Annotated in this window: 15 protein-coding genes and 1 pseudogene; 10 read left to right on the plus strand and 6 right to left on the minus strand. The window is 71.1% G+C overall.

Annotated features, from left to right (window positions below; genetic code table 11):
* Nucleotides 1-13: 13 nt before the first annotated feature.
* On the minus strand, nucleotides 14-1,510 hold the full coding sequence (locus ACIQJT_RS33245; protein WP_402649526.1) for a HEAT repeat domain-containing protein: 1,497 nt from the start codon (nucleotides 1,508-1,510) through the stop codon (nucleotides 14-16).
* 296 nt (nucleotides 1,511-1,806) lie between these two features.
* On the opposite strand from ACIQJT_RS33245, the pseudogene ACIQJT_RS33250 reads away from it, so the two are divergent.
* A pseudogene (locus ACIQJT_RS33250) lies at nucleotides 1,807-2,450 on the plus strand (response regulator).
* A gap of 86 nt (nucleotides 2,451-2,536) precedes the next feature.
* Here the strand turns inward: ACIQJT_RS33250 and ACIQJT_RS33255 are convergent.
* The 4 genes from ACIQJT_RS33255 to ACIQJT_RS33270 all read right to left on the minus strand — a co-directional run bounded on the left by ACIQJT_RS33255 (nucleotide 2,537) and on the right by ACIQJT_RS33270 (nucleotide 5,930).
* Entirely contained in the window at nucleotides 2,537-3,469 is a 933-nt protein-coding gene (locus ACIQJT_RS33255; protein WP_402649527.1) for an aldo/keto reductase family oxidoreductase, read from the minus strand.
* A gap of 215 nt (nucleotides 3,470-3,684) precedes the next feature.
* On the minus strand, nucleotides 3,685-3,882 hold the full coding sequence (locus tag ACIQJT_RS33260) for a hypothetical protein (RefSeq protein ID WP_402649528.1): 198 nt from the start codon (nucleotides 3,880-3,882) through the stop codon (nucleotides 3,685-3,687).
* Nucleotides 3,883-3,940: 58 nt separating this feature from the next.
* Nucleotides 3,941-4,549 carry a hypothetical protein gene (locus ACIQJT_RS33265; protein ID WP_365460044.1) on the minus strand — a complete coding sequence of 203 codons (609 nt, stop codon included), beginning with the start codon at nucleotides 4,547-4,549 and terminating at the stop codon, nucleotides 3,941-3,943.
* A gap of 493 nt (nucleotides 4,550-5,042) precedes the next feature.
* On the minus strand, nucleotides 5,043-5,930 hold the full coding sequence (locus tag ACIQJT_RS33270; RefSeq protein WP_402649529.1) for a helix-turn-helix domain-containing protein: 888 nt from the start codon (nucleotides 5,928-5,930) through the stop codon (nucleotides 5,043-5,045).
* A gap of 157 nt (nucleotides 5,931-6,087) precedes the next feature.
* Between ACIQJT_RS33270 and ACIQJT_RS33275 the strand changes: the two genes are divergently transcribed.
* Nucleotides 6,088-6,927, plus strand: coding sequence for an SDR family oxidoreductase (locus tag ACIQJT_RS33275; protein ID WP_402649530.1), 840 nt, complete (start codon nucleotides 6,088-6,090; stop codon nucleotides 6,925-6,927).
* Between the two features lie 118 nt (nucleotides 6,928-7,045).
* Here the strand turns inward: ACIQJT_RS33275 and ACIQJT_RS33280 are convergent, their stop codons facing one another.
* Complete coding sequence (locus ACIQJT_RS33280) at nucleotides 7,046-9,127, minus strand: NPCBM/NEW2 domain-containing protein (RefSeq protein ID WP_402649531.1); 2,082 nt, start codon at nucleotides 9,125-9,127, stop codon at nucleotides 7,046-7,048.
* Between the two features lie 652 nt (nucleotides 9,128-9,779).
* On the opposite strand from ACIQJT_RS33280, the gene ACIQJT_RS33285 reads away from it, so the two are divergent.
* The 8 genes from ACIQJT_RS33285 (at nucleotide 9,780) to ACIQJT_RS33320 (ending at nucleotide 18,589) form a co-directional block, all read left to right on the plus strand.
* A complete protein-coding gene (locus tag ACIQJT_RS33285) occupies nucleotides 9,780-11,069 on the plus strand; it encodes an ABC transporter substrate-binding protein (protein ID WP_402649532.1) in 1,290 nt (429 codons plus the stop codon).
* Between the two features lies 1 nt (nucleotide 11,070).
* Nucleotides 11,071-12,003: a sugar ABC transporter permease gene (locus tag ACIQJT_RS33290; RefSeq protein ID WP_365460029.1), complete on the plus strand. Its 933-nt coding sequence runs from the start codon at nucleotides 11,071-11,073 to the stop codon at nucleotides 12,001-12,003.
* Nucleotides 12,003-12,851 carry a carbohydrate ABC transporter permease gene (locus ACIQJT_RS33295; protein ID WP_402649533.1) on the plus strand — a complete coding sequence of 283 codons (849 nt, stop codon included), beginning with the start codon at nucleotides 12,003-12,005 and terminating at the stop codon, nucleotides 12,849-12,851. The genes ACIQJT_RS33290 and ACIQJT_RS33295 overlap by 1 nt, the downstream gene beginning before the upstream one ends.
* Nucleotides 12,848-15,022 carry an alpha-galactosidase gene (locus ACIQJT_RS33300; protein ID WP_402649534.1) on the plus strand — a complete coding sequence of 725 codons (2,175 nt, stop codon included), beginning with the start codon at nucleotides 12,848-12,850 and terminating at the stop codon, nucleotides 15,020-15,022. Before ACIQJT_RS33295 ends, ACIQJT_RS33300 begins: the two co-directional genes overlap by 4 nt.
* 33 nt (nucleotides 15,023-15,055) lie before the next feature.
* Nucleotides 15,056-15,829: an SDR family NAD(P)-dependent oxidoreductase gene (locus tag ACIQJT_RS33305; protein WP_402649535.1), complete on the plus strand. Its 774-nt coding sequence runs from the start codon at nucleotides 15,056-15,058 to the stop codon at nucleotides 15,827-15,829.
* 65 nt (nucleotides 15,830-15,894) lie between these two features.
* Nucleotides 15,895-16,632 carry a FadR/GntR family transcriptional regulator gene (locus tag ACIQJT_RS33310; protein WP_402649536.1) on the plus strand — a complete coding sequence of 246 codons (738 nt, stop codon included), beginning with the start codon at nucleotides 15,895-15,897 and terminating at the stop codon, nucleotides 16,630-16,632.
* Nucleotides 16,629-17,774, plus strand: a complete 1,146-nt coding sequence (dgoD, locus tag ACIQJT_RS33315; protein ID WP_365460014.1) for a galactonate dehydratase — start codon at nucleotides 16,629-16,631, stop codon at nucleotides 17,772-17,774. The genes ACIQJT_RS33310 and dgoD overlap by 4 nt, the downstream gene beginning before the upstream one ends.
* 2 nt (nucleotides 17,775-17,776) lie before the next feature.
* Complete coding sequence (locus tag ACIQJT_RS33320; protein ID WP_402649537.1) at nucleotides 17,777-18,589, plus strand: hypothetical protein; 813 nt, start codon at nucleotides 17,777-17,779, stop codon at nucleotides 18,587-18,589.
* Nucleotides 18,590-18,624: the final 35 nt, after the last annotated feature.

The raw sequence follows: 18,624 nt of genomic DNA on the forward strand, positions 1-18,624 counted from the left end.
GAAGCTGTGCCTGTCAGTTGTTTCTGCGGTCGTCCAGGGCGCGCAACGCCTCGGCAGCCGCCTCGCGTACGAAGTCGGACGGGTCCTCGTCCAGGGCGGTGAGCCGGTCGCGCAGACCCTCCTCGCCCGGCGGGAGCGTGCCGGTCTCCTCCACCCAGTGGGCGATTCCTTCCGCGGCGACTTTGCGGACCCATATATCGGCGTCATCCAAGTGCCGCACGAAGAGCGGCAGATCGTGGGGGGTGTCGGCGTCCGTCGCGTTGTGCGGGTCGAGGAGCGACAGCGCGGCGGATCGGACAAGGGGGGAGGTGGTCCGGTCCAGCAGTTCCCGCAGTCCGGACAGGGCTTCCGACAGGCCTGTGAGGACCCTCTGCACCACCCCGACCAGGGTGTGGTCGACCTGGAGACGGGCTACCAGCGCGCGGGCGACCGCCCCGCGTTCCCACGGGCGGAACCCGTCGTCCGCCATGGCGTCCAGGCCGCGCACCGCACCTTCGTGCACCTCGGGCGCGGCATGGTCCAGCAGGGGCAGCAGCAGCCACACGGCGTCCCATCTCCCCATGCCGCCATAGGCAGTCGCCGCTGCGGCGAGTGTGCGGGGGGCCGTTGCCGGGTCGGTGAGGAGGGCTCGCAGGAGCCTCGCGGCGACCTTGCCGTCGACGGACCCCAAGGCAGTGGCGGCCGACGGTCCCGCGCGTTCGTGGCCCAGCCAGCGCGAGGCCTGAGCGAGCAGACGTTCGTCCCCCGATCGCGCGAGCAGGAACAGCAGTTGTGACGCCACGGCCGGGTCCTGCTCCGCTTCCAGGGCGGTGAACAGCGCGTCCTGCGCCTCTGGGCGGCCCGTGCGTGCCAGTCGGGATGCCACGACGCGGCGCACCTCTGTAGGGGTGTCCTCCGTCAGATATCCGAGCAACGACACCAACAGTCGGTCGACGTGGTGGTCCGGCAGCATCCACAGGGCGTGCGCGCGGGCGTCGTCCGCCCCCCACTGAGCCGTACGGACCAGCTCCGCCTCGATGTCCGGGTCATTCCTGAACTCCCAGATCATGGCCCGCGCCCGGCCCCAGACGGAATAGGCCGGGTCACCCAGCAGCCGGACGAGCGCGGGAACGTCACCGGGCACGCCCAACTCCCGCAACGCGTCCAACGCGTTGATCCGCAGGTGATAGTCCGGATCGCTGAGCAGACGCGCATAGGCGTCCACGACCTCGCGATCGCGCAGCCCGAGCCGGCGGGACGCCAGAGAGGCCTGCCTGCGCACCCAGGGATCGTCGTCGTCCATCAGCGTGCACAGGGTCTCCGCCATGCCCGCGGCGACCCCCAGCCTGCCCAGGCCCACCGCCGCGCCTTCCCGCACCTCGGGTGAGGGGTCGGCGGCCGCCCGTACGAGCACCGCGGCATGCGCGGCCGTGCCGAGTCTGCCGAGCCCCTTGGCCGCTGCCGCCCGCCGCCAGGTGTCGCCCGTCTCCAGTTCCCTGAGGAAGAAGGCGATCTGGTGTTCTGCCGTCATGTGCACCCCGGCGAGTAAGACCACTGAACCGACGGGAGGTTGCACAGACGAGCACCTACGACGTGCACGCGCCTGATGTACCGCGTGTTTTTCCGCGGCTCCGCATACGGCTGTGACGGCAGGTACAGCAACGTCGGCCTCCAAGGCCACGATCAGGCTTGGAGGCCGACGTCATACGGGTCCGACCCTGGAAGTCGCTGTCAGCGACTCCTTCCCCCCAACAGCGCGGACCCGCTGCTGTCACCCTCGGCAGGTGCGAGGGGCGTCTACCACCACACGCCCGAGCGCTCGTCGGGTTGCTCGACGCCGCGCCCGGCTTCGAGGTCGTGGGGGAGGCCGGGGACGGGGAGGAGGCGGTGCGACTGGCCGCCGAGACCCGGCCCGACGTGATCCTCATGGACATCCGGATGCCCGGCATCAACGGCATCGAGGCCACCGAGCGCATCCTCGCCCAGGCTGACGGGTCCGGCCCGCGCATCCTGATCCTGACCACGTTCGATCTCGACGAGTACGTCTACGGGGCGTTGCGCGCCGGGGCTTCCGGGTTCCTGCTGAAGGATCCGGGCCCGAGCGGCTGCTGATCGCCGTACGCGTCGTGGAGGTCGGCGACGCGCTGTTCGCGCCCAGCGTCACCCGCCGCCTGGTGGAGGCCTTCGCCCGGCAGCATGGTGTTGCGGAGGGGATGGAGAGCCCGCCCGACCTGGACGTGCTGACCTCGCGCGAGGTGGAGGTTCTGAAGCTGACCGCCGGTGGGCTGTCCAATCTGGAGATCGCCGACCGCCTCTACATCAGCGAGGCCACCGTCAAGACGCACCTCAACCGCACGATGAGCAAGCTTGACCTGGACAGCCGGGCCCAGGCGGTGGTGATCGCGTACGAGACCGGTCTGGTGAAACCCGGGGGCGGTTCCGGACGGCAGGTCGTTCCGTCCACCGAGTAGGACCCGGAGGGTTTGTTGATCCGGGGCAAGTGGGACCGGCCCGGAGGAGACGCTCCGGGCCGGCTGCCGTTCTGGAAGGGGCGAGGCTACGGCACCGTGTATCCCGCGGCGCGGAACAGTTCGTACCACTCGGACCGGGTGAGCGGGATGTCGGAACCGAGCGCGGCGGCCGTGACGCGTTCCGGCGTGGTCGTACCGAGCACGACCTGCATCTGCGCGGGGTGGCGGGTGATCCACGCGACCGCGATCGCCTCGGCGGGCACCCCGTACTTCTCGCTCAACCGGTCGACCACCGCGTTGAGCTCGGGGAAGCGGTCGGAGCCGAGGAACGGGCCGTCGAAGAATCCGGCCTGGAACGGCGACCACGCCTGGATGGTGATGTCGTGCAGGCGGCAGTAGTCGACGATGCCGTCGTCGCGTACGACCGACTGATCGAGGCCCTGCATGTTCGCGGCGACGCCCTGCGCGATCATCGGCGCGTGGGTGATCGACAGCTGCAGCTGGTTCGCCACGATCGGCTGCGTCACGTGCTTGCGCAGCAGGTCGAGCTGTCGGGGGGTCTGGTTGGAGACGCCGAAGGCACGTACCTTGCCTGCCGCCGACAGGTCGTCGAAGGCGCGGGCCACCTCCTCCGGCTCGACGAGGGCGTCGGGACGGTGCAGCAGCAGGATGTCGAGGTAGTCCGTGTCCAGTGCCTGGAGCGAACCGTTCACGGACTCGATGATGTGGTCGTAGGAGAAGTCGAAGTACGGCCCGTCCTTGACGATGCCGGCCTTCGTCTGGATGACGAATTGCTCGCGCTCCGAGGAGCTGAGTTTCATGGCTTCGGCGAACCGGCGCTCGCAGCCGTGGTCGTCCGAGCCGTAGACGTCGGCGTGATCGAGGAACGTGATGCCGGCGTCGCGCGCGGTGTTCACGAGCGTGCGCACCGCCTCGTCGGTCATGTCCTGGATGCGCATCAGTCCGAGGACGACGTTCGGGACCACCACGTCGGTGCCGGGCAGGGTGAAGGTTTTCATGCGACTCTTTCAACGGGGCTGGAGCGTTTCAGGGAGAACGGGTTACACCGACCGTCATGACGGCACCCTCGGGGGCCGTTCGCGTGAACGCCGAGCCGGGAGGCCCGGGTGGATCGCGCACACATCCCGGTCGCCGCGGGGGCGATGCCGTATGAGTGTCCTCCTCCTGGACGCCTTGGCGAATGTGCGGCGCAGTGGGACGTCGCATGCTCACTCTAGAAATGGCCGATCCGGAAATCCAACAGCTGTTGGTTCTGATATTGAGAACTGTCGGATGTGAATGAATCCGCGCCGGACGACGGCGTGCCCGGGATCGCCGGATGCGCGACCGGCGTCGGGGCGAATTCTCGTTGCTGTCCCCGACCGCGCCGTGGATCAGGCCGGCAGGCCGTGAACATCGGCTCGATCGACACCCACTGCTCGTTCGGTCAGCTTCCGGCAGCCGCTGTCACCACGCCGGTTCGGCGCGGGCTAGCAGTTCCTGATCCAGTAGACCCAGGCCCATGAGGCGACGTCGTCGGAGCTGTGGGCACCCGGTGTCGTGTAGCCGAGACTCCCATTGCCGTCGTACATCCGGGCTCGCGTGCCGGTCGTCTGGTTGTTGTCCCACGATCCGGTGACTCCCCACGGCATGTAGTAGTCGGCACAGTCGTACATCTCGATGTAGCCGCCCCTGAAGTTCGGCTCGTCGTAGGCGCAGAACCAGCCGTAGTCGGCCCCGCCGGTGCACGGGTCGTAAGAGGCGGCATCAGCGCCGGGGACGGAACTCAGGTCCCGCGGTGTGGCTTCTCCCGGCACGGCCACGTGCACGCTGTTCCTGCCGCCGAGGGAGATCGTGTTGAGGTTGACGCGCGTTCCGCCCATCTCGGCCTGGACACGTTCGACTTCGGCATTCAGTGCGGCGGTCTGTTCGCCGGTCAGATGGATCGCCCTCGCCTGTGCGGCGAAATCATGGCTGGTGTCGGTGGACGTGGTGGCGCTGTTGGCGGTCGTGGTGCCCATCACCGCGAACAGGGTGCCCGTGAGCGCGACGAGAAGCCGCCACCGCCCGCCGCCCGCAAAGACGTGGTGCTTGGTCATTGAGTCACTTCCCTCTCAGCCCGGACCGAACCGGTGTGGTCGCCCCGAACTCGGCCGGTCGGTCACCCGTTTCGGGCCCGGCCGCCGTGACCGCGGCCCGTTCGGCACGCTAAGCCCGCGCCCCGGGCGTCAGCCATCAATTCGAGGAGGGTCGAAAGGTGCGTTGCCGACGAAAGACCCTGGTGGCCCGGTGGCTTCGTCGTGGCCGGCCTGGAGGCCGGTCAGGAGCTCTGTGATCAGGCCGACTTCAGGTGCTGCGGACGACCGTCGCGCACGGACAGACCGGCAACGCAGACAGCCGGCGAGTGCCAGACGCCTTCCCGCGATGACAGGAGCTGGTAGCGACCTGCCAAGCCGGGTACGTATCGGCGCTGCTCGTCCAGCGGAGCGATGTCCGCGACAGCACGCCGGTTCCCCTCGGCCATTTCACGCGGGACAACGCGTCGGCCCGCTCTGTCGGAAAGTCCCAGGGTGATCTCTCTTGCTTGCGTGCTCAATGCTCCTGTCGCTGTTTCGTCCCGTCGTCGACGCGGGCCGCCTCGGTGGCCTCCCGCTCCGCGGCGGACAGGGAACCCAGCAGTGCGAGTGCGGCGGCCGAAGGAGTACCGGGCTCGGCGTGGTGTACGACGAGGAGCAGTCCGTCGGATCCGGTGACGGCCAGCTTCTCGCGGCGCAGATGCAGTTCACCGACCTGCGGGTGCCGCAAGCGGGTGAGGGCTCCTTCCCAGCGGCGGACATCGTGCCGCGCCCAGAGCAGACGGAACCGCTCGCTCTTGAGGCTCAGCTCGCCGATGAGCTGCGTCAGGCGCGGGTCGTCCGTGTCGGCTCCGGCCGCGGCGCGGAGCTGCGCGACCACACCGGCCGTGCCCCGCTCCCAGTCCATGTGCAGCTCCCGTGCGAGGGGATCGGTGAACAGGGCCCGCAGGCGGTTGACGCCCGGTGCCATGTGCGGCGACAGGGCGACGGCCAGCCGGTTGGCGGCGAGCACGTCCATGCACCGGTTCTGCACGAACGCGGGCACGGCGAGTGTGTCCAGCAGCATCGCGATGCCGTCGGGGACGCGTTCGGTGCGGGGGAGCGGCTGTCCGCGGCGCGACCTGGGCCGGGCGAGCTCGGCGAGATGAGCGGCGCTGTCGGCGTCGAGCCGCAGCACCTCCGCGAGCGCGTCGAGCACCTGGACCGACGGGTTGCGGTCCCGGCCGCGTTCCAGTCGCAGGTAGTAGTCGGCGCTGATGCCCGCGAGCATCGCGACCTCCTCACGGCGCAGCCCCGGCACCCGTCGGATCCCCGCGGCAGGAAGTCCCACTTCCTCGGGGCGGACGAGCCCGCGACGGGCCCGTAGGAACGCGCCCAGGGCATTGCGGCCGTCTGCTGTGTCCATGCTCCGACGGTAACGCGCCGCTCCTCTGCCCGAGGGGGCCCTGTCACTACCTGGAACAGGGGGGCACTGCCTGACCGCGCGACACCGGCCCAGGATCGAGAACGCGGCCCCGGGAACACCGCGGCGCACAGGAAATCCCCTCACCTGGGAGCACGTCATGACACGTCGTACCTGGTTCATCACCGGCGTCAACAGCGGCTTCGGCCGGCACATGACCGAGCAACTGCTCGAGAGAGGCGACAAGGTGGCCGGCACGATTCGCCGGCCCGGATCCGTGGACGATCTCGTCGCGGAGTACGGCGACCGGTTCCGGGTGGCGTCCCTCGACGTCACCGACACCCCCGCCGTCAGGGAGGTCGTCGGGCGGGCCTTCGCCGAGCTGGGGCGGATCGACGTCATCGTCAACAACGCCGGGTACGGCCTGTTCGGTGCCGCCGAGGAGGTCACGGACGAGCAGCTCCTGCGTGTCCTCGACACCAATCTGGTCGGTTCGATCCAGGTCACCCGGGCCGCACTGCCGTATCTGCGGGCGCAGGGCGGGGGACGCATCCTCCAGATGTCCACGTACGGTGGCCAGGCCACCCATCCCGGCGCCTGCATGTACCACGCCGGTAAGTGGGGCATCGAGGGCTTCATGGAGTCCACCGCCAAGGACGTCGCCCCCTTCGGCATCGGCGTCACCATCGTCGAGCCCGGCGGCGCACGCACCGAGTTCCGCTACGGCAGCCTCCGGATGGCGACCCCGTTGCCGGAGTACGACGACACCCCGGCCGCCATGACCCGCGGGGCGCAGGACCGCAGCCGGCCCTCCCTCGGTGACCCGGCCCTGATGGCCGGCCGCATCATCGACAGCGTGGAGCAGACCCCCGCCCCGCTGCGACTGGTGCTGGGCAGCGACTCCTACCGGTTCCTCCGGGCGGCGCTGTCCGAGCGGCTGGCCGAGATCGAGGCCCAGCGCGACACGGCGGCGCTGACGGACATCACCGACGGCGTCTGACCCGTGGCGTGGCTGGCCCACCCCGCAACGGCCGGCCGGCCTTGCCCACACATCACCGGACACAGTGCGGGACCCGCCCCACGTGATCTCTCCCGCGGGGCGGCCCTGCCCGGTCGGATCAGCAGGTGGCGTTCAGGCCGGCCCAGTCGGCGCGGTCGTTGTAGCCACCGTCCCCGGCGTCGCCGACCACCAGGTCGAGGACGCGGACGCCGGTGAGGTCGACGTCGGCCTGGCGGGTGCTGTCACGGTCGACGACCCCGCTGTCGAACAGCACCTTGCCGTCACCGAGCACCTGGAAGGTGGAGGTGCCGCCTTCCGGGCCGACGTTGCGTACCGCGTCGTCGATGCCGACGGTGGTGGTCAGCCGGGTGCAGCGGTCGCCGAGGTAGTAGCGGACGGTGGAGGGGGAGGCGACGCCGAGCCCGGTCGGGTGCTCCTGGCCCAGCAGGCTGATCGGCGTCCAGCCGCCGACGCTCCGGTCGACGGTCGGGGACATCCAGCCGCTGGTGGCGCTGATCCAGTCGTGGTGGGACAGGGCGACGTCGCCGTGCGGCGGCGCGGGTGCCACCACGAGTGGCGTGGCAGTCTCCTGCCGCAGCCGCTTCTTGTCGATCGTCTCGTAGGCGGTGGTGGCGGCCAGGGTCGCGCTGCCCGGAGCGGCTGTGTCCGGCAGGGTGACCGTGAAGGTGAAGGTCGCGGAGCGGCCGGGCGTCAGCACTCTCGGAGCGGTGCCGGCCGGGCGAGCGGTCCAGCCGGTGGGTACGGCCAGTGCGACGCGGGGGGCGAGGACGGGCCGCGGGCTGTCGTTGCGGACGTCGACCTCGACCTGCGCCCGGTCACCGCCGGCGACCACCGGTGCGACACCGGCCGGCACCGTGTCGTCGCCGACCTTCGTGACCTGCGGCAGCCCGGCGACGACGTGCGGAAGGCCGGGCTTGCCCGTGGCCCGGGCGACACGGAAGAGGGCCGCGCCGTGAGCCGGGACGGCGGCGCTGATCGTGCCCGCGCTCTCGGTGACCCGGTCGGTCCAGGCGTTCTTCAGGGTGAACCGGCTTCCGCTCAGGCCGACGGAGGACGCCTTGGTGGTCAGGGTCGCCGGGCTGTCGCCGCGGTTGAGCAGCACCACGGCCCGGTCGCCGTTCGCGAGCCGCTTGACCCAGGTCTCCGTCGTGCCGGCCGGGCCGACGCGGACGGCCTGGACTGCGGCGCTGTCCTGGTCGATGGCGAGGACGTCGCGGTCCGCGAGGATGCCGAGCGAGGTCTTGCTCAGCTTGCGGATGTCGCTGCCGATCACCAGCGGTGCGGCCGCGACCGACCAGAGCGTCATCTGGGTCCGGAACTCCTCGTCGCTCATGCCGAGTTCGGGCCCCAGGTAGTCCGGGTCGTTGAAGTGTCCCGGGCCGGCCGCCTCGGGGTGCCGCGCGTTCGCGTCGTAGTTGCGCAGCACGTCCTTGAACTTGATCTCGCCCACGAATCCGACGTCCGTGTACGTGCGCCAGGACTGGGCGATGGCCGGCGCGTAGGACCAGGAGTACGTCGACTGCTGGGTCTCGGGGTAGTCGCCCCAGTCCGGGGAGGTGACGGGGTTGCAGAGGTTGAAGACCATGGGGCGCCCGCCGGCGTTGTGGCGCAGCGCGTCGGCGAACTGGGTGTAGACCGTCTTCGGGTCGAGGTCGGCGGCGATGCCGCAGAGGAAGTCCACCTTGACGGCGTCGAACTCCCAGGCGGCGAACTGGTCGGCGTCGCGCTGGTAGTAGCCGTGGCTGCCCAGTCCGCACTTGCCGGGGATGTAGGGGCCGGCGTCGGTGTAGATGCCGGCCTTGAGGCCCTTGGAGTGGATGTAGTCGACGAGCGGCTTCAACCCGTCCGGGAACTGGGCGGGGTTGGGCACAAGGTCCCCGGCCGCGCTGCGTGGGGTGGGGGCGGCCCAGTTGCCGTCGATCCAGACGTACTTGTAGCCCGCGTCGCGCAGACCGCTGCTGACCAGGAAGTCGGCGGTCGACTCGATCTCCGCCGCGGTGGGGTCACCGCCCAGTGCGTAGTAGGTGTTCCAGCCCATGTACGGGGTCGGGCTCAGGAGTTGTTCGGATGCCGACGTGGTGACGGTTGGGTCGTCGGGCGGGGGAGTGGCGTGGGCGGGGGCCTGCGCGACCAGCAGCGTGGTCAGGAGGGCCAGGAGGACGGTGAGATGTCGTTTCACGTCGGATCCTTCGTCGTCCGATCAGGCATGCAGGACCGTCCCGGTCGTGTGTCTGCTCGCCTGCGGGTGGTTGCGAGGATCTTCCAGGGGGCGTCGAACCGCGTCAAGATTAATTACTAAATTAAGTTTTCCAGCTCGATCCGACCGTCGGCGACCGGGTCGCGCCTGCCTCGCGCCTGCCTCGGCGAGGCGGGCGAGGCGGGCCAACAATAATTAGGAATAAATATTGACAGGGTTCCGGCAGGCTGCCAGAGTCGTCGCCGCGCCGCCCCGGGGCCGCTCCGGCGCGGTCCGCGCCCCTCGTTCGGACCTCCGACGCGGGGGAGTGGCGCAGGACTTGCAGTCGCGACGGCTGCGCCGCAGGCCGATGATCACGATCCGCGACCGGCGCCGCGACGGCCGGCGATCCCGACCCCGAACCCCGGCGATCCCGAACCTGGCGATCCCCCATCTGAACCCCGAACACCCCACGACCCGAGCTGCCGAGGGTCTGGAACCGCACCCCCGCCCGCCCCTCACCATAGAGCCAATAAATTAGGAATTAATCTTGACGTGGCTGCACCGCCACGCGAGTCTTGGTGGGCCGCGCCGGCCCCGCCCAGGCCCCCAACGCCCCCGGTGCCGCCGCGTGAACCCTCAGGGAGAACCATCCATGCCGAACCCACACACCAGCCGCAGGCGCTTCCTCGCCGGGCTCGGCGCCACCGGCACGGCGGCGCTGCTCAGCGGCTGCGTCACCTCGACCTCGTCCTCGAAGTCCTCGTCCTCGGGCGCGGTCAGTCTCCAGTCCAACCTGTCCGCGCCGCAGGCCAAGGCGGCGATGGAGGACCTCGTCGCGGCCTACGGCAAGAAGAACAGCGGACGCGTCACCCTCAACACGGTCGCCGCGGAGACGTTCCGCACGCAGCTGCCGACCTACCTGACCTCCGCCAACCCGCCGGACGTCTACACCTGGTACCCCGGCTCGGTGGCGGACGCCTACGCCAAGAAGGACCTGCTGCTCGGCCTCGACGACCTGTGGGCCTCCTCGCCGGACCTCAAGCGCTACTCCAAGGCGCTCAACACGCTGTGCACCGCGAGCTCCGGCAAGAAGGTGTTCGTGCCCTCCACCTACTACTGGTGGGGCATGTTCTACCGGAAGTCGAACTTCGCCAAGTGGGGCGTGAGCGAGCCCAGGACCTGGGACGACTTCCTCGACCTGTGCGACAAGCTCAAGTCCAAGGGGGTGGCGCCGATCGGGCTCGGCGCCGGCGGCAACACACCCTGGGTGGCCTCCGCCTGGTTCGACTACCTCGACATACGTATCAACGGTGCCCCCTACCACCGTGAACTCCTCGCGGGCAAGCACCGGTTCGACGACCCCGAGGTCCGCAAGGTCTTCGACCGCTGGACGGAACTCCTGCCGTACTTCGACCCCGACGGCACCGCCCTCGCCTTCCAGGACGCCACGACCGCGCTGCTCAACGGACGCACCGGCATGATGCTGATCGGCACCTTCTTCGCCGACGCGGCTCCCAAGGACGCCCTCGACGACATCGACTTCTTCCGCTTCCCGGTCATCGACCCCAAGGTGCCGCTCGCCGAGGAAGCCCCCGTGGACGGCTACTTCGCCAGCGCACGCACCGGTCGTGCCGAGCGGGTCACCGAGCTGATGGGCTATCTCGCCACCGCACAGGCGCAGGAGATCTACATCAAGGGCTCCTCCGGCACGGTCCTGCCCTGCAACCCCGAGGCCAAGGACGCCGGGACGGCACTGGTGAAGAAGGGCCGCGCCCACATCGACGAGGCGGTCGAGATCACCCAGTTCTTCAACCGGGACTCCAGCGACGCCCTTCAGCCCACCGCCGACACCGCGCTGACCAAGTTCATCGCCAAGCCCAAGTCGATCGGGTCGATCCTCACCGACTGGCAGCGCGACGCCCAGAAGATCTGGAGCGCCTGAGGTGGCCGTGCTCACCCCCGCACGCCCGGCCCCGGCCGTCACGCCCACCGGCGGACGCGGCCGGGGGCCCGTCCGCCGGGTCCCGCCGCTCGTGCTCGCCTTCGTCCTGGTGCCGTTGCTCGCCGAGGCGGTGTGGGTCTTCTGGCCCGCCCTCCAGGGCTTCTACCTCGCCCTGACCTCCTGGGACGGCGTCTCCGCACCGCGGTTCGTCGGCCTCGGCAACTTCCGGGAGATGGCGGGCGACGAGGTCTTCAGGACCGCGGCGATCGACACCGTCCTGTGGCTGGTCCTGTTCGGCGGGCTGTCCGCCCTGCTGGGCCTCGCCACCGCCCTGCTCCTCCAGCAGGAGCGGCGCGGCGTCGGCTTCTACCGGGCCGCCCTCTTCCTGCCCGTGGTGTTCTCCCTGGTCGCCACCGCCCTGGTGTGGCAGGCCATCTACCAGCCGGACGGCGTCCTCAACCAACTCCTCGGCGCCGTCGGACTGGAGAGCCTGCGGCACGCCTGGCTCGCCGACCAGGACACCGCGCTGTACGCGGTCATCGTGCCGGCCCTGTGGCGGCAGATCGGCTACGTCATGGTGCTCTACCTCGCCGGCCTCAAGGGCATCGACCCGGCCCTGTACGAGGCCGCCAAGGTCGACGGCGCAAGCGCCTGGCAGCGCTTCCGTCACGTCACCCTGCCCCAACTGCGCAGCGTCAACGCGGTCGTCCTGTCCGTCATCGTCATCGACTCGCTGCGCTCCTTCGACGTCGTGTGGTCACTCACGCGGGGCGGCCCCTACCACTCGTCCGAGCTGCTGAGCACCTACATGTACTCGACCGCCTTCCAGTCCCTGCGCCTGGGCTACGGCTCCGCGCTCGCCGTGGTCATCTTCGTGCTGGCCTTCGGCGTCATCTGCTCCTACCTCGTGCGTGCCTTCCGGGAGGCCGACTGATGTCCGCCCACTCGACCGCCGTGAAGCGCAGGCGAGCCGCCACCGCGGGCTTCCACCTGGGGGCCGGAACACTGTCCGTGCTGTGGCTGCTTCCCATCGCCCTGGTGCTGGTCACCAGCCTGCGTTCGTTCGACGACATCGCCGCGCACGGCCTCGGCAGCCTCCCGCACTCCTTCACCCTCGACAACTTCCGCCTGGCCTGGGTCGACGGCGGCCAGCAGCGCGCCCTGATCAACAGCCTGCTCGTCACCGTCCCGTGCGTCCTGCTCACCCTGGCGCTCGCCGCGATGGCCGCGTTCGCCCTGAGCCGCTACGCCGTTCCCCTGCGCAGGACGCTGTTGCTGCTGATGCTCGGCGGCAACCTGCTGCCTCCGCAGATCCTGCTCATCCCCGTCGCGAAACTCAGCGAGATGATCGGCGTCTACGACACGCTGCCCGCCCTCGTCGGGGTGCAGATCGGCTTCGGTGTCGGTTTCTACGTCTTCGTGCTGCACGGCTTCATGCGGGCCATCCCCGACGAGATCCAGCAGGCCGCCGTCGTCGACGGCGCAGGCCCCTGGCAGATCTTCTGGCGGATCATCCTCCCCCTGACCCGCCCCGCCCTCGCCGCGCTCAGCGCCCTGTCCTTCACCTGGATCTTCAACGACCTGCTGTGGGCGATCACCGTGCTGCGCAGCGACACCAAGATGCCGATCACCGCCGCCCTCATCGGCCTGCAAGGGCAGTACGTGTCGATGTGGAACGTCATCGCCGCCGGTTCCGTGATCGCCGCCGCCCCCACCGTCGCCGTCTTTCTGCGCTTCCAGCGGCACTTCGTGGCCGGCCTCAACCTGGGAGCGGTGAAATGACCACCCGGTACGACCACAGGGCTCCGGACGACCGCAGGACCCCTGACGACCGCAGGGCTCCGGACGACCACAGGACCCCTGACGACCGCTGGACCCTGCACACCCGGCACACCAGCTACACCGTCCGGCTCTCCCCGGACGGCCCCTGGGCCGAACTCGCCGCCTGGGGACCGCACGGCGTCGAGCACGGACCGTCGGCGCTCGACTGGTCCCGGCGCACCCACTTCATCACCCCGGCTGACGCGGCCCCCGCCGAGTACCTCCCGCAGGGCCTGCGCGCGTTCACCGGCGCCGACCTCGTCGTCGGCCACTCGGGCGGCGAGCGCGGACTGTGGTGGCAGTTCACCGGTGCCACGCAGGACGCGCGAGGACTGCGGCTGGCGTTCACCGACGACATCGCCGGCGCGCACGTCACCCTGTGCTACGCCCCCGTGCCCGACACGGACGTCATCCTGCGCTGGACCGAACTCACCTGCACCGGCGAGCACGAACTGCGCCTGGAACGCGCCGACTCGGCCGCCGTCAACGTGCCCGTCACCGACGGGGCCCGCCTCACCTACCTGACCGGGCAGTGGTCGCAGGAGTTCACCCGCACCCAACTCCACCTGCCACGCGGGACGTTCACCATGGGCAGCACCCAGGCGGTCCCCGGCCACGCCTACGCCCCGTGGATCGCCGTCCAGGACGCGGCCCTGCCCGACGACGACACGACCCCCACCTACGGCATCGCCCTGGAGTGGCCCGGCAACTGGCACATCACCGCCGAGGCCGAGCCCGGGGGAGCCGTCCGCGTCCGCGCCGGGCGGCTGCCGCACGAGGGCGCCGTGCTCCTCGCTCCCGGCGACACCCTGACCACCCCCCGCCTCGCCTGCGCCTTCAGCGCGGAAGGACTCGACGGGCTGTCCAGGGTCTGGCACCGCTACGAGCGCCACCTCGCCGGCGAACGGCTGCACCGCACACGCAAGGTCCTCTACAACTCCTGGGAGGCCACCGGCTTCGACGTCGACGCCGAAGGCCAGCTCGAACTCGCCAGGGCGGCGGCCGGCATCGGCGCCGAACTGTTCGTCGTCGACGACGGCTGGTTCACCGGGCGTGCCGACGACACCGGAGGCCTGGGCGACTGGTACCCCGACCCGGCGAAGTTCCCAAAGGGCTTCGGCCGGTTCGTCGAGGACGTGCGCGCACTGGGACTCGGCTTCGGCCTGTGGGTGGAACCGGAGGCCGTGAGTCCCGGCAGCCGTCTGCACGGCGAGCACCCCGACTGGGTCTACCGCGTGGACGGCCGCCCCGGCCGGCTGGTGCGCAACCAGCTCCTGCTCGACCTCGGCCGCGCCGACGTGCAGGACTTCGTGATCGGCACACTCGACCGGCTGCTGGGGGACCACCCCATCGAGTACCTCAAGTGGGACATGAACCGGCCACCCACCGAGCGGGGCCGGCCCGGCGCCGGACCCGCCGACCGGCTCGACCTGGACGCCGAGCACGTCGCCGGATACCTGCGCGTCCTGGACCACCTGCGTGCCGCCCACCCGCACGTCACCGTCGAGGGCTGCGCCGGCGGCGGCGGACGCGTGGAGCACGCCACACTGGCCCGCACCGACGTCGTCTGGCCCAGCGACAACACCGCCCCGCTGGACCGGCTCCGCGTCCAGTACGGCTTCCTGCACGCCCACGCCCCGCACGTCATGAGCTCCTGGGTCACCGACGCCCCCGGCGTCTTCGACCCGCGCCCCCGCTCGCTCGCCTTCCGCTTCGTGCTGGCGATGTGCGGCGTGCTGGGCGTGGGAGCCGACCTGCGCTCCTGGGACGCCGACCGGCGTGCCGAGGCCGCCCACTGGATCGCCCGCTACAAGCAGGTCCGCGACGTCGTCCACCACGGCCCGGCCCGGCTGCTCGGCACTCCCGACGATGCGACCTGCGGCGTGCAGTACACCGAGGCCGGCGGACCACGTGTCGTGGTCGCCGCCTTCAGCACCGGCCGCCTGGACGGGGCCCCGCTGGTGCCCGGCCGCCCCGCCCGGCTGCGACTGCGCGGAACGGACCCGGCCGCCGTATACACGGATGAGGAGACCGGCACCGAGTACAGCGGGGCCCACCTGCTGCACTACGGTCTTCCGTTCACCTGGAGTACGGGCCACGACGCCGACCTCGTCGTCCTGGCCCGCCGATGACCGCATCCCCCCACTGAGGAGCCGAACCCCACGATGGACCAGCCCGTACGACGGCACGGCGCCCGCTTCGCGGGCCGCACGGCCGTGGTCACCGGAGCGGCCTCCGGCATCGGAGCCGCCACCGCCGCACGTCTCGCCGAGGAGGGAGCCGCCGTCGTCCTCACCGACATCGCCGAGGAGCCCGGCCGGGCCGCGGCGGAGCGGATCACCAAGGACGGCGGGCAGGCCCGCTTCGTCACCGCGGACGTGGCGGCCGAGGAGGACTGGGCCCGCGTCGTCTCCGCCGCCCACACCTTCGGACCGGTGGACGTCCTGGTCAGCAACGCGTTCACGGTCGACGTCAGACCCGCCCACGAGATGACCGTGCCCTCCTGGCAGCGCCAGCTCGACGTCAACCTCACCGGCGGCTTCCTCGGCGTGCGCGCGGTCCTGCCCGATCTGCGGGCCGGAGGCGGCGCGGTAGTGTTGATCTCATCCGTCCACGCACACCGAGGCATTCCCGGTCACCCCGCCTACGCCGCCGCGAAGGGGGCCCTGCTCTCCCTGTGCGGCCAGCTCGCCGTCGAGTACGGGCCCGAGGTGCGCGTGAACGCCGTCGTACCGGGGCCGATCCTGACCGCGGCCTGGGACCGGGTGTCCGAGGACGAGCGCGAGCGCAGTGTCGCCGAGACCGCCGCCCGGCGCTTCGGCACCCCCGAGGAGGTGGCCGCGGCCATCGCCTTCCTCGCCGCCGACGAGGCGTCCTACATCACCGGCACCAGCCTCGTCGTGGACGGCGGCTGGAGCGTCGTGAAGGCATCCGCATGACCGCGCCCCCCTGTGCGGCAGACGGAGTCCCCCGTGAAGCACACGAAGCAGAAAGGCCCGACGACATGACGCCCTACGCCCGCCGCGGCGTGCACGGCCAAACGGTGGAGGCCCTCGCCCGTCGCATCCTGGGCGGTCAGATCCCCGAGGGCGCCACCCTCGACCTGGTGGCGCTCCAGAGCGAGCTGGACGTGAGCCTGACCGCGCTGCGCGAGTCGCTGAAGGTGCTCGCCGCCAAGGGCATGGTCGACGCCCGCCAGAAGCGCGGCACGTTCGTGCGGGCCCGGGCCGACTGGAACCTCCTCGACGCCGACGTGCTGCGTTGGCAGTTCGAGGGCGGCCGCACCGGCGAGGCCGACCAGGCCCTGCTGCGGAACCTGGCCGAGGTCCGCTCCATCATCGAGCCCGCCGCCGTCCGCCTGGCCGCCGAGCGCCGCACCGACGCCGACCTCACCGCGCTGGAGGACGCGCTCACCGCGATGGGGCACACCGGGTCGGACCCCGCGCACGCCACCGACGCCGACCTCGCCTTCCACCGCGCGCTGCTCGCCGCCACCCACAACGAACTCCTCGAACGCATGGAGATGGTGATCGAGTCCGGCCTCGCCCACCGTGACCGGATCGTGCACTCCTCCCCGCACAGCGAGGACCCCATCCCGGCCCACCGCGCCGTCCTGGACGCCGTACGCGACCAGGACCCCCTGGCCGCCGAGGCCGCCATGCGCGCCCTGCTCGAACAGGCCGGCCGCGACCTCGACCGCATCGGCGCCACCGACGAGGCGGAAGGCACCGGCACGCAGTGAAGATCACCCGTATCGAGACCTTCCTGGTCCCGCCGCGCTGGCTGTTCTGCCGTGTCGAGACCGACGACGGTGTGGTCGGCTGGGGCGAACCCGTCGTCGAGGGACGGGCCGAGGTCGTCCGGGCCGCCGTGGACGTACTGGCCGAGTACCTCGTCGGGCAGGACCCGCTGCGCATCGAGGACCACTGGCAGGTGCTCACCAAGGGCGGCTTCTACCGGGGCGGCCCCATCCTGTCGAGCGCCGTCGCCGGCCTCGACCAGGCCCTGTGGGACATCGCCGGCAAGACGTACGACGCCCCCGTGCACGCCCTGCTCGGCGGGCCCGTCCGCGACAGCGTGCGCGTCTACGCCTGGGTCGGCGGCGACGAACCCGCCCAGCTCACCGAGCAGGTCATCGAGCAGGTCGAGGCCGGTTTCACCGCGGTCAAGATGAACGCGGCGGGCCCGACCTCACCGATCGCCTCCGCCGCCGAGACCGCGGCCGTCGTCGACCGGGTGGCCGCCGTCCGCGAGGTCCTGGGCCCCGACCGCGACGTGGCCGTCGACTTCCACGGCCGTTTCACGGCCGCCGGCGCCCGCCGCACGCTCACCGAACTCGCCCCCCTGCACCCGCTGTTCGTCGAGGAACCCGTCGTGCCCGAACACGGCCACCTCCTGGGCGCACTGGTGACGGCCAGCTCGATACCCCTGGCGACCGGCGAACGCCTCTTCTCCCGCGCCGAGTTCCTGCCCGTGCTCACCGCCGGCGTCGCCGTCGCCCAGCCCGACCTGTCGCACGCGGGTGGCATCTCCGAGGTCCACCGCATCGCCTCCCTCGCCGACACCTTCGGCGCGCAGCTCGCCCCGCACTGCCCGCTCGGCCCGATCGCCCTGGCGGCCAGCCTCCAAGTCGCCTTCGCCACACCGAACTTCCTGATCCAGGAGCAGAGCCGGGGCATCCACTACAACAAGGACGCCGACCTGCTCTCCTACGTGGTCGACCCCGAACCGTTCCGGTTCACCGCCGGACAGGCCAACCGGGGCGCCGCACCCGGTCTCGGCGTCACCGTCGACGAGAACGCCGTACGCGCCGCCGACCGTGTCGGGCACACCTGGCGCAACCCCGTGTGGCGGCACCCCGACGGCTCGTTCACGGAGTGGTGACCATGCCCCTGGCGTTCACCACCGACCCCGCGCACGGCGGACGCTGGACCTCGCTGCGCGACGGGGACCGCGAATGGCTGTGGCACCGCCCGGACCCCGCGCGGCACGGTGTCGTACCCGGCGACGCCTTCGTGGACGCGGGTGGTCTGGAGGAGTGCGTGCCCACCGTGCGGGGCGCCCCCGACCACGGGGAGGCCTGGTCCCGGCCATGGGCACGCGAAGGTGACACCGAGCGCGTGGACTGCGACGCGTTCACTCTCGCCCGTACCGCGCGGGCCACCGCCGACGGCGTCGAGGTGGACTACACGCTCCGGGCCGACCCCGGTTACCGCTTCGTGTGGGCCGCCCACGCGCTCCTCGACCTCTCCGAGAGAGCCGAACTCCGCGCCGGAACAGGCGTGTCCACACGGATCTTCCCGGAGGCGTCCGGCCTCCTCGACGCGCCCTGGCCGGACGGAGCGGCCTGGGTGGAGGGCGACTGGCCGGCACCGTGCGGGCTGCGTCTCGACCGGTTCGGTCCCGAGGACGGCACAGCCGTCGGTGCCGTCCTCGCGGACCGCCGGGTCTGCGTCCACGACGGATCCGACCGGCTCGCCCTCGCCGTGGAGGCCGAGGGACAGCCGGTGTCGGTCGCCCTGTGGCGCAACCTGGGCGGCTTCCCCGCGGCGGCCCCCTACCGCAGCATCGGTGTCGAGCCCATGCTCGGCCGCACCTTCGACCTCGCGGAAGCGGGTCCGGGGGACGCGGCACGCGTCCCCGGTTCCGGGGAGGTGCGCTGGCGGCTCACCCTGACCGCGGGCTGCCGCTGCCTGTGACCCCTGACGGACCGCGATGCGGCAACGAGCGCGCC

The sequence above is a fragment of the Streptomyces sp. NPDC091972 genome (assembly GCF_044756385.1).
GTDB lineage: Bacteria > Actinomycetota > Actinomycetes > Streptomycetales > Streptomycetaceae > Streptomyces.

Coding starts and splice junctions, on each gene's coding strand:
- ACIQJT_RS33245 (WP_402649526.1), bottom strand. CDS start 1,510: ATGACGGCAGAACACCAGATCGCCTTCTTCCTCAGGGAACTGGAGACG.
- ACIQJT_RS33255 (WP_402649527.1), bottom strand. CDS start 3,469: ATGAAAACCTTCACCCTGCCCGGCACCGACGTGGTGGTCCCGAACGTC.
- ACIQJT_RS33265 (WP_365460044.1), bottom strand. CDS start 4,549: ATGACCAAGCACCACGTCTTTGCGGGCGGCGGGCGGTGGCGGCTTCTC.
- ACIQJT_RS33270 (WP_402649529.1), bottom strand. CDS start 5,930: ATGGACACAGCAGACGGCCGCAATGCCCTGGGCGCGTTCCTACGGGCC.
- ACIQJT_RS33275 (WP_402649530.1), top strand. CDS start 6,088: ATGACACGTCGTACCTGGTTCATCACCGGCGTCAACAGCGGCTTCGGC.
- ACIQJT_RS33285 (WP_402649532.1), top strand. CDS start 9,780: ATGCCGAACCCACACACCAGCCGCAGGCGCTTCCTCGCCGGGCTCGGC.
- ACIQJT_RS33295 (WP_402649533.1), top strand. CDS start 12,003: ATGTCCGCCCACTCGACCGCCGTGAAGCGCAGGCGAGCCGCCACCGCG.
- ACIQJT_RS33300 (WP_402649534.1), top strand. CDS start 12,848: ATGACCACCCGGTACGACCACAGGGCTCCGGACGACCGCAGGACCCCT.
- ACIQJT_RS33305 (WP_402649535.1), top strand. CDS start 15,056: ATGGACCAGCCCGTACGACGGCACGGCGCCCGCTTCGCGGGCCGCACG.
- ACIQJT_RS33310 (WP_402649536.1), top strand. CDS start 15,895: ATGACGCCCTACGCCCGCCGCGGCGTGCACGGCCAAACGGTGGAGGCC.
- ACIQJT_RS33320 (WP_402649537.1), top strand. CDS start 17,777: ATGCCCCTGGCGTTCACCACCGACCCCGCGCACGGCGGACGCTGGACC.